This window comes from Photorhabdus bodei, from assembly GCF_003287735.1.
Classification (GTDB): domain Bacteria; phylum Pseudomonadota; class Gammaproteobacteria; order Enterobacterales; family Enterobacteriaceae; genus Photorhabdus; species Photorhabdus kayaii.
Genome location: NZ_NSCM01000062.1, coordinates 1 through 16,050, shown reverse-complemented (window position 1 = coordinate 16,050; position 16,050 = coordinate 1). Strand labels below are relative to the sequence as shown.

13 protein-coding genes, 1 tRNA gene and 5 pseudogenes are annotated in these 16,050 nt (G+C 43.3%); 12 read left to right on the top strand and 7 right to left on the bottom strand.

All coding sequences use genetic code 11. The annotated features are described in order from the left end of the window. From CKY02_RS21325 to CKY02_RS21305, 5 genes and pseudogenes are all read left to right on the top strand, one after another. A pseudogene (locus tag CKY02_RS21325) lies at window positions 1-587 on the top strand (reverse transcriptase domain-containing protein); the annotation flags it as partial. Window positions 588-991: 404 nt separating this feature from the next. After that, window positions 992-2,402 (top strand): annotated as a pseudogene (gene ltrA / locus CKY02_RS26470) (group II intron reverse transcriptase/maturase). Next, window positions 2,399-2,707 carry a hypothetical protein gene (locus tag CKY02_RS25970; protein ID WP_240002110.1) on the top strand — a complete coding sequence of 103 codons (309 nt, stop codon included), beginning with the start codon at window positions 2,399-2,401 and terminating at the stop codon, window positions 2,705-2,707. Before ltrA ends, CKY02_RS25970 begins: the two are co-directional and overlap by 4 nt. Beyond that, entirely contained in the window at window positions 2,704-3,114 is a 411-nt protein-coding gene (locus CKY02_RS25965; RefSeq protein WP_167405350.1) for a group II intron maturase-specific domain-containing protein, read from the top strand. Before CKY02_RS25970 ends, CKY02_RS25965 begins: the two co-directional genes overlap by 4 nt. A 73-nt stretch (window positions 3,115-3,187) precedes the next feature. Then, window positions 3,188-3,361 (top strand): annotated as a pseudogene (locus CKY02_RS21305) (IS982 family transposase); the annotation flags it as partial. A gap of 12 nt (window positions 3,362-3,373) precedes the next feature. Here CKY02_RS21305 and CKY02_RS21300 read toward each other — a convergent pair. After that, window positions 3,374-4,759 carry an MATE family efflux transporter gene (locus CKY02_RS21300; protein WP_112896812.1) on the bottom strand — a complete coding sequence of 462 codons (1,386 nt, stop codon included), beginning with the start codon at window positions 4,757-4,759 and terminating at the stop codon, window positions 3,374-3,376. Between the two features lie 910 nt (window positions 4,760-5,669). Next, window positions 5,670-6,695, bottom strand: coding sequence for an IS630 family transposase (locus CKY02_RS21295; RefSeq protein WP_112896811.1), 1,026 nt, complete (start codon window positions 6,693-6,695; stop codon window positions 5,670-5,672). Between the two features lie 636 nt (window positions 6,696-7,331). Between CKY02_RS21295 and CKY02_RS25340 the strand changes: the two genes are divergently transcribed. From CKY02_RS25340 to CKY02_RS21285, 3 genes and pseudogenes are all read left to right on the top strand, one after another. Then, window positions 7,332-7,949 (top strand): ATP-binding cassette domain-containing protein, encoded by a 618-nt coding sequence (locus tag CKY02_RS25340; protein WP_205068475.1) that lies wholly within the window; start codon window positions 7,332-7,334, stop codon window positions 7,947-7,949. Window positions 7,950-8,081: 132 nt separating this feature from the next. Continuing rightward, window positions 8,082-8,744, top strand: a complete 663-nt coding sequence (locus tag CKY02_RS25335) for an ATP-binding cassette domain-containing protein (RefSeq protein WP_205068474.1) — start codon at window positions 8,082-8,084, stop codon at window positions 8,742-8,744. Between the two features lie 426 nt (window positions 8,745-9,170). Further along, window positions 9,171-9,443, top strand: a pseudogene (locus tag CKY02_RS21285) (site-specific integrase); the annotation flags it as partial. A gap of 378 nt (window positions 9,444-9,821) precedes the next feature. On the opposite strand, the gene CKY02_RS21280 reads toward CKY02_RS21285, so the two are convergent. The 4 genes from CKY02_RS21280 to mutY form a co-directional block, all read right to left on the bottom strand. Beyond that, a tRNA-Phe gene (locus CKY02_RS21280) sits at window positions 9,822-9,897 on the bottom strand. A gap of 160 nt (window positions 9,898-10,057) precedes the next feature. Further along, window positions 10,058-11,131 carry a membrane-bound lytic murein transglycosylase MltC gene (gene mltC, locus CKY02_RS21275; RefSeq protein ID WP_112896810.1) on the bottom strand — a complete coding sequence of 358 codons (1,074 nt, stop codon included), beginning with the start codon at window positions 11,129-11,131 and terminating at the stop codon, window positions 10,058-10,060. A gap of 63 nt (window positions 11,132-11,194) precedes the next feature. Then, entirely contained in the window at window positions 11,195-11,467 is a 273-nt protein-coding gene (locus CKY02_RS21270; protein WP_112896809.1) for an oxidative damage protection protein, read from the bottom strand. Window positions 11,468-11,497: 30 nt separating this feature from the next. Then, window positions 11,498-12,538 carry an A/G-specific adenine glycosylase gene (mutY, locus tag CKY02_RS21265; RefSeq protein WP_112896808.1) on the bottom strand — a complete coding sequence of 347 codons (1,041 nt, stop codon included), beginning with the start codon at window positions 12,536-12,538 and terminating at the stop codon, window positions 11,498-11,500. 241 nt (window positions 12,539-12,779) lie between these two features. Here mutY and trmB point away from each other — a divergent pair, with 241 nt between their 5' ends. From trmB to CKY02_RS21235, 4 genes are all read left to right on the top strand, one after another. After that, on the top strand, window positions 12,780-13,499 hold the full coding sequence (gene trmB / locus CKY02_RS21255) for a tRNA (guanosine(46)-N7)-methyltransferase TrmB (protein ID WP_112878758.1): 720 nt from the start codon (window positions 12,780-12,782) through the stop codon (window positions 13,497-13,499). Next, complete coding sequence (locus CKY02_RS21250) at window positions 13,499-13,825, top strand: YggL family protein (protein ID WP_112896807.1); 327 nt, start codon at window positions 13,499-13,501, stop codon at window positions 13,823-13,825. Before trmB ends, CKY02_RS21250 begins: the two co-directional genes overlap by 1 nt. A 209-nt stretch (window positions 13,826-14,034) precedes the next feature. After that, window positions 14,035-14,961: a glutaminase B gene (glsB, locus tag CKY02_RS21240; RefSeq protein ID WP_112878755.1), complete on the top strand. Its 927-nt coding sequence runs from the start codon at window positions 14,035-14,037 to the stop codon at window positions 14,959-14,961. 28 nt (window positions 14,962-14,989) lie between these two features. After that, window positions 14,990-15,712 (top strand): YggN family protein, encoded by a 723-nt coding sequence (locus CKY02_RS21235; protein ID WP_112896806.1) that lies wholly within the window; start codon window positions 14,990-14,992, stop codon window positions 15,710-15,712. 135 nt (window positions 15,713-15,847) lie between these two features. Here CKY02_RS21235 and CKY02_RS21230 read toward each other — a convergent pair. After that, window positions 15,848-16,050: pseudogene (locus CKY02_RS21230) on the bottom strand (IS4 family transposase); the annotation flags it as partial.

The following is a 16,050-nucleotide window of genomic DNA, read 5'->3' as shown; positions in this document are numbered from 1 at the left end:
CCCTCGCGGATTTTGAATCAAACCTAAAAGGGAATTTGTATAAACTCTGGAACCGCCTGTCATCAGGTAGTTATTATCCACCTCCGGTGAAAGGTGTCGCTATTCCCAAGAAGTCGGGAGGTGAACGTCTGCTGGGGATCCCCACGGTTGCGGATCGTGTGGCACAAATGGTGGTCAGGCTTCATTTCGAACCCCTTGTTGAACCTCATTTTTTGCCGGATTCTTATGGCTACCGACCGAATAAGTCGGCGATTGATGCCATCAGAGTCACAAGGCAGCGATGCTGGCAGCAAGATTGGGTATTGGAGTTCGATATCAAAGGGTTGTTTGACAATATTCCTCATGATTTACTCATGAAAGCCGTGAGGAAACACACAAATAGCCCGTGGCTCTGCCTGTACATCGAACGCTGGCTAACGGCCCCGATGAAATGCCATAGTGAGATGTTATTCCGAGAGAAAGGGACACCGCAAGGCGGTGTGATTAGCCCGATACTGGCCAATTTATTTCTGCACTACGTTTTCGACAAGTGGATGCAGAAATATCATCCCCGGATGAAATGGTGTCGCTATGCGGATGATGGTGTGCCACGAAGGCATGCACCGGGGACGTAAGTCCCCGTGCAGCTATGCAACACAAGAGATGAGGGCAGGCCCCTCGGTGTCGGCGTACAGGCGCAGGCACCAAACCCCCCACTGCTGCTGCGTTTAAGAGACGTGGTGGTGAGCGAGATGGGAAAAGGTCGGGCGTGACCCGATCAGGTAGGGATCGAAGAGACGAACGAAAGTGAACCGTTGATGATGTGTCGAAAGCGTATAGATGATGTCAAAACCATGGTGGAGTCGTTCCTGTGGGATAAGCGCAGGGGGCGACCTGTTTACTGCCTGCGCGGCATCCGGCATAAAGGCGGCGTGAAGTCGATTCAGGCTCTTGTGGGGAACGTGGGAACCTGTCACCCCGATGAGAAGGGAGAAACGCAAGTGGAGGTCCCATGAGCGCCAGAGTACCAATGCGGGGTACAGGGGCGGAGCAAGCCGTAGTAGCGTTGAAGGGCCGTAATGGGTCTGGAGCAAAGGGCTTGCCCCATTGTGCTGATGGCACGACAGCAACCACGGGCGATAAAGCCGGTGGGAGGACTGCTGTAAAACCGGCAAAGCCATTTCCTGTGAGTAAGCGACAGGTGTGGGAAGCGTATAAACGAGTGAAAGCTAACCGTGGTGCGGCAGGTATTGACGGACAGACACTGGCCGGGTTTGACGAGAATGTTGCAGACAATCTCTACAAGCTATGGAACAGACTGGCTTCGGGCAGTTATATGCCGCAGGCGGTAAGGCGTGTGGAGATCCCCAAAGCTGATGGTGGTGTGCGTCCGCTCGGTATTCCTGCCGTGTCGGACAGAATCGCCCAGATGGTCGTTAAACAGGTACTTGAGCCTGTACTGGAACCTCTGTTCCATGCCGACTCGTATGGCTACCGGCCGGGAAAATCTGCTCACCAGGCGATTGCGCAGGCGAGAACACGCTGCTGGAAGTTTGACTGGGTTGTGGAAATCGATATCAAAGGCTTCTTTGATAATATTGATCATGCCCTGTTACTGAAAGCAGTGCGGCATCACACACAGGAACGCTGGTTGGTGATGTATATCGAACGCTGGCTGAAGGTGCCGGTGCAAATGCCGGATGGAAGGGTGCAGGTACGGAACAGGGGGGACGCCGCAGGGCGGCGTGATTTCACCTCTGATCTCGAATCTGTTCCTGCATTATGCCTTTGATATGTGGATGAAACGTCAGTTTCCCGGCGTCCCCTTTGAAAGGTATGCCGATGATGTTGTATGCCACTGTCACAGTCAGTTGCAGGCCGAAGCACTGATAAGTAAAGCAGGCCAGCGGTTCGCGCAATGTGGGCTGGAGTTGCATCCGCAGAAGACCCGGATGGTTTACTGTAAAGATGCCGATCGACGGGGGAATTACGCAGAGACGCGCTTCGACTTTCTGGGCTATACATTCCGGCCCCGTTTGTCGAAGAATCGCTGGGGTAAGACCTTCGTTAACTTCAGTCCGGGGATGAGTGCCAGAGCAGGGAAAGCAATCCGTCAGGAGGTGAGGAGTTGGGGTCTGCAAAATCGCAGTGACAAGTCCTTGTACGATCTGGCGCATATGTTCAATGCGAAAATCAGAGGCTGGATAAATTATTACGGTGCTTTTTATAAATTGGCCCTGTATCCAACGCTGAGGCAAATCGATCGCAAACTCGTGTTATGGCTGACCCGTAAACATAAGCGACTTCGGGGCCACCGGCGACGGGCCAGTCACTGGCTGGCGAGTGTTGCGCGGAGTGAAACGAGGTTATTTGCCCACTGGCCGCTACTATGGGGGCAGGCTTCAATGGGAAGAGCCGGATGAGCGGAGACGTTCACGTCCGGTTCCGTGAGCGCCTTGGGGGGAGGTTCCCCGGGGCGACTCGACGACTGGTTCATTGCCAGAGTGAAGCTCAGGCCAGAGAAATCTGGCAAAGGTTGGAACACCGTTTCAGGGAATGTGGATTGGCACTGCATCCGGACAAAACCCGGATTGCTTACTGTAAAGATGTAGAACGAAAGGGAAAATATGAACATACCTGTTTTGATTTTCTTGGATATTTGATTTTCTTGGATATACGTTCAGACCAAGGTGGGTCAAGAACCGTAAAAGAAACAGTTTGTTTGTGAGTTTTACACCGGCAGTCAGCAAAGCGGCCCAAAAAGCCATGAGATTCAAAATCCGTAAGTTGAAGATCCGAATGCGGACAGAACTGAACCTGATACAACTGGCAAACTGGCTAAACCCCATAATCAATGGCTGGCTGAATTATTATGGGCAATTTTGCCGGTCGGAACTGTATAAGGTCTTCAGGCAACTCAACAAAGCGCTGGTGCGCTGGGCCAGGCGAAAGTTCAAGGCACTGAGCAGACACAAAACTCAAGCCTCAAAACTGCTTCAAAGGATCGCAAAGCAGCATAAGGGGCTGTTTGCCCATTGGCGGGCAGGAATGACAGGCGTGTTTGCCCATTGGCGGGCAGGAATGACAGGCGTGTTTGCCCATTGGCGGGCAGGAATGACAGGCGTGTTTGCCTGATGGGAGCGGTATGAGTCGAGAGGCTCACGTACCGTTCTGCGAGAGGCTGCGGGGGTAGTTCCCGTGGTCTACTCAACCCATCAATGATCAGTTAAAGAATATTTCTCAGATAGAATACTCACGGCACCGTAGCCTACAGGGATTCATGTTGAATGTGTTAGAAGGGCTAATCGTTTATTGTTTCAAAGAGAACAAACCGCCACTGAATATCTCCCGCTCAGAAATGGATAGGTTAGTGACGGCTTAACCATAGGGTAGGTTAATTATTAAACGATTTGCCAGGTATTTTGCTATGCGCCACATCGGCAGTTTTACGAAAAAACCGCACCATCATCAGAATTGCCCCGAGTAAAAATGTAATAAGGAGGCCAAGATTAATACCTTGCTGGCCTTGTTTTAAAGGAAAAGCCAGCAAATAAGAAAAAGGAAAGCCGAATATCCAGAGCAATCCCATATTAACCCACATCGGATACCAGACGTCTCTCAAACCACGTAATACTGCCATCAGTAAGTTACGCACAGCATCAGCAATTTGAGAAAAAGCAACGATAGCCAGCATGACCTTCGCCACCCCTATAAGGGCCGCATTTTCCTCTGCCCCCAGATTGATATACAAACCGATAATAGCAAGTGGATTTAGCAAATATACAATTGCGATAGCTATCATGCAGCTGAGTACCAGCACCAGACCGACATAACCAATCTTCCTTATCAGATTATATTCACCATTGCCAACCGTATAACTGACCAAAATCGTACAAGCCTGTCCTATTCCCATAGGAATCATTAGAGCAACGGTGGAACACTGGATCAATATCTGTTGAACACTCAAAGCACCCACACCGAGCCAACCGACCATAATGTTAATCGCACTAAAAATCAGTAGTTCGCTGGCAAACTGTATTGTAATAGGAAAACCAATGTGAAAAAAAGCCACCAATCGTGCTGGATCCCATAGTACCCTGAAATCAAACAAATGGTAATTAGTAAAACTTTTAGCAAAGTATAAATAAATAAAAACACCAATCGCGAGAGTCCAGTTAGCAATTGATATACCATAGGCCCAGCCAGCCATGCCCAATGTAGGCAAACCAGCGTAACCATAAATTAAAGCATAGCCAAGCAATATCGTGAAACCCAAATTCAGTGCGCTTAATACCACGACAAGATATCCTTTCTTAATAGGAAAAAACATCTGATGACAACTTGCCAATAGTAAAGAAGGAATTACACTCCATGCCATTGCGCGAAAATAAGGATCAATCAGCGGCACTAACTCAATAGGCTGATGCATCCATACTAGCAATTTCGTTAAGTTCCAGAAGACCAACGAACTAATAACACCGAGAACAATACTAATTAACCAAGCCTGCCGGATTTCCATGCCAATTTCGCGAAGCTTATACTGTCCATAACAACGACTAACAGTGATACCGACCGCTAGCAACGGCGACATGGTAACAACCATTATAGTGCTACTCAATGCAGCTACTAGTGCACTAGCAGCCAACTCTTGCTTGCCAAGATGAGCAATAAACAACATACCGATAAAACCCACAGCGATATAGAGAATGCGTACACTTAAAATTGGTGTAGCTAGTTTCACAATTTCCTTAAAGTAAAAAAAATTATTCTTTGTTTGCATACTTACTCCTAATTCATCACATTTTAATTATTTGCTCCAAGTAACGAACTACGACTGAATTCGCATCCATCAAGGGGAAACTCATACTACACCACTATTCGACTATATTTGCTACGCAGGCCCAACCATTTCTTGATAATAAATTCTGAAACCTCAACAGTGGTACGCCGTCCGATTAAAATGCTCCTACTAGCCGATCGCCCTAAATCCTAAACTATGAATCCTCTATCCCAAAAAACCATAAATAAATTCCTCTAAATAGAGTACATAGACAATAACCCAATACAAGTAATGATTTTTTTACTGACAGTATAGCTACAAACATATATTCGATTTCAGAGAGTCCCGATGATTATCCGCATTTTTTGCCCTCACTATTTCAATAGTTTGGAAAAGATGAATAGTTCACAAAGTTCACTCCTTTACAGGATATGGGGCCTTTCAGCCCATGTTATAACCTGTTACATCGGTCATCCGGTATTTTACTCACCCGATAAATGACTGAATGGTCACCGTGGATAACGTGTTGTGATACCCAATAAGTTGATTTTCCACCACCGTGCTCTTTGGGAGCCTACCCTAGGTAATTGGCAAAATGACGGCTATTTCTGAATTCAGAACCGTTACTCAAGACTTTCATGGTCGATCACACGCCAGGAAATCACTACCGAGTATCTTCCTGTTGTAAATTGAGTTGATGTAAGCTGCTTATCCAATGGTTAAAACTTTACTGGCTTTTAAAATGGCATGCTACTGCTCCAAATTCCTGCCCGTCTAATAGGTGAATCTTCTGTATGTGATGGTTTCATACTATCTGAACTGTCAGAATATCGGGGATTGCTGCAGTTGGTACTATCAATATTGCATGCAGACTTCAGTCTGTTGGACAACAATATATACCCAAGAAACTTCAAGATGCAGTTTTTAGCACCTGAAAATGGTCGTTAATTCTAGACATCAGCGAGTCCGCTATATCCGGTAGCGTTGTGGTGAAAAATTTGAAGACTTTGTCTCGAAATTCATGTTTATCCGCGAAATAACGGTTATTTCGAACATGTTCATTCATGACCTTCCATAATCGCTCTATCGGGTTTAAATTTGGGCTGTATGGAGGAAGGTAATGTAACTCAATATTGCTCACATAAGCCCACTCCTTCACGAAATGAGCTTTGTTGTAACCCGCTCCATCCACAATAAGGTGAATTTTTTGATGATAGTCAGGATAAGACTTTCTTATTTCATTGAAAAAACAGCAAATATTGTAGTCATTGATGGTTTGATATTCCTGGAACACCGTACGACCAATGGCATTCAGGTTGAGCGCGCCCAATATATTCAGGCGAGTCCGGCTTCCTGTTGTTTTGACTGTTTTTTTCTTGCCCTTTCGCATCCAGCCATAACCGAGTTTGGTACCTTGAGTCGGGTGAACAGCGTCAAGAAAAAGGATGGGTTCGTCTTTCGCTGTGACTTTAAGATTTTCATTATATTCAATAAATTGTCGCTGTTTTTCTGCGTCGAATTTATGAGGGACGCCACCCGGTTTTTTATAAGAAAAACCCTGACGGTGTAGCCATTTATTCATGCCGGGAATGCTAAAGGTAATCTTCCAGAGCTGAGCAACATAGGCCACGATTTCATGGGTGTGATGGAAAAGATGTTGAGATAAGTGATTGATTAAAAAATCAGTTTGTTCTCGGGAAAGCAAACTATCAGACCCCCCATTATCAGATTGAAGTTTCCCCTGATTGAGGTAATCACTGATATGGCGGTCAACGGTGGTCTGATGGAGTCGCAATGCCTGGGCTATCATCACAGAACTCCACCCTTTAGAAGCCAGAAGGATCGCTTTTATTCTGTCTCGTACCTGACCATCGCGAGTGGTGTCGTGAAGACGTTCAAGTTTGATTTTTTGTTCTGGTGTAATAAATATTTTCATAGCGAGGATAATGATCTCCATTTCGGATAAAATCAAGCATCTTCAATGATTACGGGTATATATGAGGTAGAATTGCTTGTATCAAAACCAAACTCAGGGAGGGATTCTATTTTGTATAAAAATCAATTGCCATACAGACATTGATAATTTCGCATATTCAATATAATTTTATTAATAGGTTTTGATATTTCTCTTTATGTTTATTGAGTATGTAAAGCGTTATTTTTACCCATAGTAACCACATTAAAAATGTGAGATCTGGCCCTAAAACCAAATTAAATTACTATTGCTAATTGAGTTCGCTTGGTTAGATGGCTGGGTGGCAGTTGACTCACGATAGCGTAATGTGACAAACAACACGAAATAGTTTTTGCTAATATATAGCATCTAATGTTATTGCCGTCAGGTCATAACATATTATAAAAGTAGTAGTAAGTGTGGTTTTCGGCTTTTATGTGTGCCTAAAGGTTGTAATGGGCATAAACAATTACTGTACATGTGATGACGGATAAGTGCTGATCGTTTTTCTATCCATTTTGCGGAATGCCTTGATTCTAGCTCCAGCTCCTCTGTTTGGTGTTCTGTAGATCGGGCGATCCTACCACTTTTTACTTATTACTGGGAGCATTCATATATATGATTCAACTACATGATCTTGGTGTTTCTTTTCCCCATAAAATCTGCTTCTCTGAATTTAATGCCATTATCAAAAGGGGGCAACGTATTGCGATTGTCGGAGACAATGGCTGTGGTAAGTCGTCACTCTTACGAATTTTATATGGCAGCTTGGAGCCAAGTGAAGGAAAAGTCATTACAGATTTGGAACTTAATATTGGTTATGTTGCTCAGGAGCATGGGGACAAAGATGGCTTAAGTGGAGGACAACGTGTAAATCAGGCATTAATTCAGGCAATGGCAAATGCATCCGATGTATTATTGTTAGATGAACCAACTAATCATCTTGATGATGGTAATCGCCGCTCGTTATCTCGCATGTTGCAGAGATCACATAACAATATCAGTATCGTGCTAGTTACTCATGATGAAACTTTAATGAATGAGGTATGCGATACTATTTGGCATATCCGAGATGGGCGTATTGAAGTATTTTCTGGCCGATATATGGACTATATTGCAGAGCAAGATCTCCAGAGGAAAATGTTGGAAAAACAATTGACAACTATTAAGCGCGCCAGAAAAGGCACCCATAAGGCATTAATGAAGGAGAATGAGCGTGCAAGCCATGCTCGTTAACGTGGTATCAAAAGTATCCAAAACCGAAAATGGGCCACAGTAAAGTCTCCAACTAAACTTAGTAGAGGTAGCTCAACAGCCGGACGCAAACAAGCTGAAATTACGGAACACCGTAAAGAATTATTGGAGCAATTGTCTCAGTTGAATCCTGTCAAAGTTGTCACGCCACGTTTTCATTTACCAGCAGTTGTAAGATCAAAGCAAACTGTTTTGCAGGTTACGAATGGCGCAGTAGGATATGAAAAATTACTGTTTGAAAATATTAATTTTAGTCTTGTACAAGGCGAACGTTTAGCGCTGAAAGGCTGCAATGGTAGTGGTAAATCTACATTAGCACGTGCAATTCTTGGAGATCCGGAAATTATACGTAGTGGTGATTGGCTGATACCTCAACCCCGAGACATTGGCTATTTGGATCAACACTATGCTAATCTCAATCCTAACCATACGGTGCTGCAAGCGTTGATGAATGTTGTCCCAGATTGGAGTCAGCCAGAATTACGCAACCACCTCAGCAATTTCCTATTTCGGCAAAACGAGCTTGTTCAATCCCAAGTTTCTGTGCTTTCAGGAGGGGAGAAAGCACGTTTGTCACTGGCTTGCATTGCTGCCAAAGCTCCGCCGTTGTTGATTCTTGATGAACTGACTAACAACCTTGACATAACCATACGACAGCATGTAATAGATATTCTTCAAGCCTATCCTGGCACTTTAATCCTCATTTCCCATGACATAGAATTTTTAAAAAAAGTTAGAATTACAAAAAGTTATGTCATTGATGCGGTATACCAGTAAATGCACAGAGAAAAACCCTCTCTATATCTTCTATTCCCGATGTTGTGTTTCAACCTGGACACAATCAGATATAAATTTGCTGTGAAGATATGCATTTAGAGAGTGATTGTGAATCGCTCCTGTTTTTCTTAGGTCATAACACTTTTGGACTGACTAAATAAAAATGATGTAGTGGTGTATCAATTATTCCTGAAGCCCGATAGATTCCCAAGGAAACTCTGAAAAATGTCTAATACTCCAATAAAATCAAAATATAATATCCCAGTTCAACGATATTAGATCTGATTCACAGATAGAATTATTAAGAAATAATAAACTAAAATAAATGGAAGAATCAGACTAACGACAAAGTGCTATACTTCTAGTCGACGCTTTAGTTCTAATATAAGACTCGCATATATAGACAGAGGAAGTGAAACAGACCAGTTACAGACGATAAAATCATTCTTTCGGCGCTTATCAAAAGAGTGTGGATTTGATGTGGGTCCACACCGTTTCCGGCATACCCTGGCAACTGAACTGATGAAAGCGCCTGATCGTAATTTGCAAATGGTGCGCGGATTACTGGGGCATCGCAGTATTGCCACGACGATGGAATATATTGATATCAATCTGGATACTGCCGGGCGTGCGCTGGAGCGTGAATTAATGCTTTATATCGATGCTGAGCCAGAAAAAGGCGAAATGTTAATCGGATAAAACAAAGTCTCTTCGCTGTTGCCTGGACTTGTTTTTTCTGTACAAATTCCCTGTCGCAAGATAGGGAATTTTTTTGAACTGATACCATCACCCATAATTAACTTTCTTCTGATCAATGAGGAAAGTTGAGTAACCAACATACAACATCGTGTTAATTAATTCATTGATTTTAGTTTGGATGGCTTGACAGTTGCAATAGAACTTGTAAATATTGCGCTCGAGCGAAAAAAGGACACCTGATCTCTCAGATATCCTGAATCTAGAACCTTTATACTTTATATCGAAGCGACGCAAGATTAAGTCAACTGTAACGATGCACTTAGGTCCCAGTATCGAACGCCCGTTAAGTTTTTATCTCCCAACAAGCGCACTTTGAATTGGTGCCCGGAGGCGGAATCGAACCACCGACACGAGGATTTTCAATCCTCTGCTCTACCGACTGAGCTATCCGGGCAACGGGGCGCATTAAACCGTATTCGGTAGAACCCGTCAATAGATTTCTTTGGAAATAGTGACTTATGCTTTGAAATTATTCGATTGGCTAGAAATATAAGCAAAACAATAATGGAGAGTAGAAAATTTGCTCTCCGTTATTTTCTTAATATTTTAATGTGTTAATGATGGTAGTTTTTCTGGGCAGTATTGACTTTCATCAGGTAGCGACGTGATTCTGCCGATGGATGTTTGGTTGTCAAGGTTTCATAAACGTCACCCGGTACCATGTTATTAATAATTTGAGCCGCTTTTTTCTTATCGCTAGAAAATACTCTTAATACACTACCGGCACCACCGTTGTAAGCCGTTATTACTGCGTAGCGGCGAGATGTTGCGTTAGTGATGTCAACCAGATAACTGTTTTGTAATATCGATAAATATGCAGTGCCGGCATCGATGTTATTGCCTGGATCAAATAGATAACTACGGCTTGGTTGCCCTGATTTACCTTTCATTTTAAAGACATCACGGCCAGCAGTATGTTGTACAACTTGCATCAATCCAAGTGCATCAGAACGGCTGACTGCATAGGGGTTGAAGCTGGATTCTATTTGCATAATCGCCAAAATTAGGGATTCATCTATGCCATATTTAATGGAAGCTTGACGAATCAGTGGCAGATATTTATGAGCACGTTTGTCCAAATGGTTTGGTACCAGTTGTATAGTGACAGACCAAATGACATGTAAACCGGATTGGCGTTTTTGTAATTTGTTGGCAATCAGATAATCTGCAAAGTGTGTTGCTCGCCATTCCCAACGAATCGGTTGGCCATTATTATCCATAACTTGTCCGTAAAGGAAAGGTTCTTTACTGATCTGAATATCGTTAGTATCAGAATAAAGATCAACGGAACCTGGATCATCACCCATTAATAAGGTCGTGATAATGGCCTTGCGTAAATAGGTTGTAGGGTCAATTGGAGAAATTGTCTCAATCGTGATCGTTCCAGCTTCAAAATTGATATGGCTGCGGGTCCGGTATTGATCGGTATATTTAACGTAATCCTTTGGGCCTGCAATTAATACTTCATGCAACCCCCAAATGTTCTCAATGTTATGAGCAAACTGGCCCATCAAAATATCAAAACCATTGGTATCTTTTATATATTCTTCGCGGTATTCACTATTTTTGTTGCTGGTACAGGAAATAAGAATTGGGGCAATAACAAACAACGCTAACAGTTTTTTCATCTTACATTGCCATCTGGTGTTGAATACAACATCAGAGCCAGTGGCTCTGATGAAAGCTAAATATTATTTTTCTGGTGGGGTATATCCATCAATTTGAATATCATGACCTTCGAACAGGAATTTGGTCATTTCCTGTTCAAGTAATTTGCGATCTTCCGGGTTCATAGTGTTGAGTTTTTTCTCATTGATCAACATGGTTTGTTTGCTCATCCATTGTCCCCACGCTTCTTTGGAAATTTCATTGAAAATGCGTTTGCCCAATTCGCCCGGATAAAGCTGAAAATCCAGTCCTTCGGCTTCGCGTTGTAAGAAAGTACAAAAAACAGTTCTGCTCATAATAAATCCTCAAAATAGTGGGTATGGGATTCAGCTCAGTTGCTGTAATAGATATTCAACTGGTGCTGCCAGCCCAACAGTTGCGGGTTGCTGTAAGTTATACCAAAGTCCTGTATTTTCATCCATGCAGGTAGTAAAGGATAAGATATTTATTTTTATCGGCACAATATCTAGATGAAAATGGCTAAATGTGTGGCGGAATGCGGTGAGTTGTTCATGTTTACTGTGAGAAATACCTGATTGTTCTAGCCAACCGTTTAGCAAATCCATGCTCTCAAACTGAGGAAACGCAAACAAACCCCCCCAGATCCCTGTTGGTGGGCGTTGTTCTAGCCAGACAGAATCATTATTCTGCATCAGCAAGAAATAAGCTGTTTTCTCAGGAATGCTCTGTTTAGGTTTTTTACCGGGATATTTTGTCCAGCTATGGTTAGCGTAAGCGATACATCCTTGATTTAATGGGCAGATTTCACATTTCGGCTTGCTGCGAGTGCAAACCATTGCGCCTAAATCCATCATTGCCTGATTAAAATATTCCACCTCTTGTACTGGCGTTACATTGGTGCTGATTTGCCAGAGGCTGCTTTCGACCTCTTTTTTACCCGGCCAACCTTCCACGGCATAACAGCGGGCCAATACCCGTTTAACATTGCCATCAAGAATTGGGAAATGTTTACCTTGAGAAAGTGAAAGGATTGCGCCTGCTGTTGAACGACCAACACCGGGTAGGGCAACCACATCTTCAAAAGTTGTCGGGAATTTCCCTTGGTGCCGCTCCACAATCTGTTGTGCTGCTTTATGTAAATTACGAGCGCGGGCGTAGTAACCAAGACCGGTCCATAAATGAAGGACTTCATCAAGGGGGGCTGAGGCAAGTAAAGTCACATCGGGAAAACGTGAAATAAAGCGCTGAAAATAGGGAATGACCGTCGCAACCTGAGTTTGTTGCAACATCACTTCTGAAAGCCAGACGTGGTAAGAGGTCTTTTCCAGTTGCCAGGGCAGGGTTTTACGACCGTAACTATGGTACCAATCCAGTACCACTTTGGAGAATTGCTTTGCTTCCATCATTGGGATAATTATCTTTAGGGAATATCAGTGTTTCGTGAACAGGATTGCAACATAGTGTTACTTCACTGTAAACCGGAACTTTGTTTTTGCAGCACTGCGCAATCTGGGATTAAAATTGTACTTGTCACTATTGGACTTGCTAAAATCGCCCATCTTTGGATAATGCGCTCTCTTTAGGTGGTTTGCCGGTAAAGCAGCCATAAGTGCCTGAATAAATGTCTTTAAAACTGACAGAAATACCATGATAAATAACGTAATTTCGCCGGAATTTGATGAAAATGGCAGGGCGTTGCGCCGTGTTAGGAGTTTTGTTCGTCGTCAAGGCCGGTTAACTAATCGTCAGCAACAAGCACTTGATGATCTCTGGCCAAAAATGGGTGTTGAATATCAGGCGGAAAAGCTAGATATGAAGGCACTTTTTGGGCGTGAAGCCCCCATTGTGCTGGAAATTGGCTTTGGCATGGGGGCATCACTTGTCACTATGGCAAGCCAGAATCCTGAGAAAAACTTTCTTGGAATTGAAGTTCATGCACCTGGAGTCGGTGCTTGTCTGGCTTCCGCTGAAGATGAAAATATCGGTAACTTGCGGGTGATGTGCCATGATGCGATTGAGGTGCTGGAAAACATGATCCCGGATAATAGTTTGGAAATGGTACAGCTTTTCTTTCCGGATCCGTGGCATAAAGCACGTCATAATAAACGCAGGATTGTACAGCCACCATTTGTGGAACTGATAAAAAGCAAGTTGAAAGCGGGGGGCGTATTCCATATGGCGACTGACTGGCAGCCATATGCTGAACATATGTTGGAAGTGATGAATGGCGTAGATAATTACCTTAATTTGTCTGAAAATGGTGATTATGTGCCGCGTCCATCTTCACGCCCGATAACGAAATTTGAATTGCGCGGTCAGCGGTTGGGGCATGGCGTATGGGACATAATGTTTAAGAGGATTAAGTAATGGCTAAAAACCGCAGTCGTCGTTTGCGTAAAAAGATGCATATTGATGAATTTAAAGAGTTGGGTTTTTCTGTTAAGTGGAATTTCCCATCTAATACACCTGTAGATGTTATCGATAGCACTGTTGATGCATTTATTGATGAGTTGATTGAATCCAATGGCTTAGCATTGGATGCCAGCGGTTATCTGAATTGGGAAGGCTTAATCTGTTTGCAAAAAATGGGTATGTGTACAGAAGAACACCGCCAATTGGTTGAAAAATGGCTGAAAGATCGCGGTATGGAAGATGTTATGACCTCTGAATTGTTTGATGTTTGGTGGGATTGATTAATCTATACCCTATGGATTTCAAGATGCATCACGATGGCTAGGGAGCGAATCCCCCGGAACATAGCGAACTATGTGACCGGAGTGAGCGAGCGCAGCCAACAAAGAGGCAACTTGAAAGATAACGGGTATATCGCTATAAAATAGCTTGCGTGAATCACAACAGGGGCCCTGGTGATTAATTAGCGCCCCTGTCTGGAGTAAAGTCAGTGAGTACAACGTTCTCTAATACGTTATTGTCGGATATTTTGCGACAAGTTCGTCCCCTGATTGGTCAAGGGAAAGTGGCAAATTATATTCCTGCACTGGCGGAAGTTCCTGCTGATAACCTGGCAATAGCTATCTGTACCATCGATGGGCAGATATTTCATGCAGGAGATGCTGAGAAGCGTTTTTCGATTCAATCTATTTCTAAAATATTAAGTCTGACTTTAGCCATGACACGTTATCAGGAACAAGAGATCTGGCAGCGAGTCGGGCAGGAACCTTCTGGTCAGCCATTTAACTCATTAGTTCAGTTGGAACTGGAAAAAGGCAAACCTCGTAACCCTTTTATTAACGCGGGTGCATTAATTGTATGTGACATGTTGCAGTCGCGATTGAGTGCACCTAAACAGCGTATGCTGGAAGTGGTGCGTAAACTTGCTGGTTGTCCTGATATTTGTTACGACAGCAAAGTTGCCCGTTCTGAAATGGAACATTCTTACCGCAATGCAGCGATTGCCTATCTGATGAAATCCTTCGGTAATTTCGATAACGATGTGCTCGCGGTACTGCAAACTTATTTTCATTATTGCGCTTTGAAAATGAACTGTATTGAGCTTGCTAAATGTTTCATTTATTTGGCGAATCAAGGGAGTACGATAGGTTCTGAGCAGCAAATCCTTAGTCCTCGTCAGGCCCGGCAGATTAATGCACTGATGATGACCTGTGGTATGTATGATGGTTCCGGTGAATTTGCATTTAGGATTGGTATGCCAGGAAAATCGGGCGTTGGTGGTGGGATCGTGTGTGTCGTGCCGGGAGAGTTTACAGTTACTGTCTGGTCACCGGAATTGGATCGATCGGGGAACTCTTTGGCCGGTTGTGCTGCCCTAGAATTGTTAGCCGATCGTGTTGGGCGATCCGTTTTTTAACTCTCAGGTGATTTTCTTAGGAGAAAACATGTTACGCAAAATTATCATCGCTGCATCTTTGCTATTTGTTGCTCAGACTCAGGCAGGTTATGAATGCCAGGTAAATCCACAGAATGACATTATTATTACTTCTCAATCAGTTCAAGTTGTGGGGGCAAGTGGCAATCTCCAGATTTCACCTGATGGCTCAGTAATTCGTGATGGTAAGAACTTAAGTTTAAATACAGAACAGCGTCAGAAAGCGCAACGTTATCAGCAGGCTTTGCGGCAGGATTTGCCTTGGATTAAACAAGAAACCGGAAGACACCTGATAACGGCCCGTAAATCCTTGGATAAAGTCGTAGTAGAGACTATCGGTAAGGATAGCAATGTGCGTAATCGGTTGTCTGATCTTGAGTCAGGGCTTAATCAGCAAATAAACCGAATTATTGAAACTCGCTCTGATGGTATGGCATTCCACCATCAAGCGATTAAGCAGGTTGAAAAAGATAGCCGTAGCTTAATTGAGCAAAGTCTTGGTGGAGTGTTACAGGACAGTATTAATGAGATTGGTAATAAGCAATTTAGCCTAAATGGTGATAATAATCAGGCATTACAATCTTTGCTTGGTAGTTTGGGTGGATTGCAGAATAATTTGAAAGCTGAATGGCGGGCTCAGGAGGAAGATTTCCAGCGTTTTGGCAAAGAGGTTTGCGGTAAGGTCAGTGGCTTTGAACAACAAAGAATTGAATTACTGAATTCTATTAAATAATTGCTAATAATTACAAATAAGAATCAATTTGAAATTGATTCTTATTTAGATTATGGCTTTAGCCAGTTTAAGTAGCGTCAGCTGCTTAAACATAAAACCACCCGCTATGCGCTGAGGAATCCCCACAAATCAGCGCTAATAAATCAAAACCATATTTTGGTAGATTTTGGCGAGGTGCTTGAGTGTTTTATTAAGCACTATTTCAAATAATATTAGCGGAGAATGGCGTAATACATTCTCCGCTAATGTTAGGTGAGAGATGACTCTTCTTGATTTGATACTATTTGCCTGATAATTAAGGTGTATTCCTTTATTTTCGGCATAAAAACCAATCAGCC

Excerpts from the sequence above, each read along its gene's own strand:
- CKY02_RS25970 (WP_240002110.1), top strand. The coding sequence starts at position 2,399 with ATGAGCGGAGACGTTCACGTCCGGTTCCGTGAGCGCCTTGGGGGGAGG.
- CKY02_RS21300 (WP_112896812.1), bottom strand. The coding sequence starts at position 4,759 with ATGCAAACAAAGAATAATTTTTTTTACTTTAAGGAAATTGTGAAACTA.
- CKY02_RS21295 (WP_112896811.1), bottom strand. The coding sequence starts at position 6,695 with ATGAAAATATTTATTACACCAGAACAAAAAATCAAACTTGAACGTCTT.
- CKY02_RS25340 (WP_205068475.1), top strand. The coding sequence starts at position 7,332 with ATGATTCAACTACATGATCTTGGTGTTTCTTTTCCCCATAAAATCTGC.
- mltC (WP_112896810.1), bottom strand. The coding sequence starts at position 11,131 with ATGAAAAAACTGTTAGCGTTGTTTGTTATTGCCCCAATTCTTATTTCC.
- CKY02_RS21270 (WP_112896809.1), bottom strand. The coding sequence starts at position 11,467 with ATGAGCAGAACTGTTTTTTGTACTTTCTTACAACGCGAAGCCGAAGGA.
- mutY (WP_112896808.1), bottom strand. The coding sequence starts at position 12,538 with ATGATGGAAGCAAAGCAATTCTCCAAAGTGGTACTGGATTGGTACCAT.
- trmB (WP_112878758.1), top strand. The coding sequence starts at position 12,780 with ATGATAAATAACGTAATTTCGCCGGAATTTGATGAAAATGGCAGGGCG.
- CKY02_RS21250 (WP_112896807.1), top strand. The coding sequence starts at position 13,499 with ATGGCTAAAAACCGCAGTCGTCGTTTGCGTAAAAAGATGCATATTGAT.
- CKY02_RS21235 (WP_112896806.1), top strand. The coding sequence starts at position 14,990 with ATGTTACGCAAAATTATCATCGCTGCATCTTTGCTATTTGTTGCTCAG.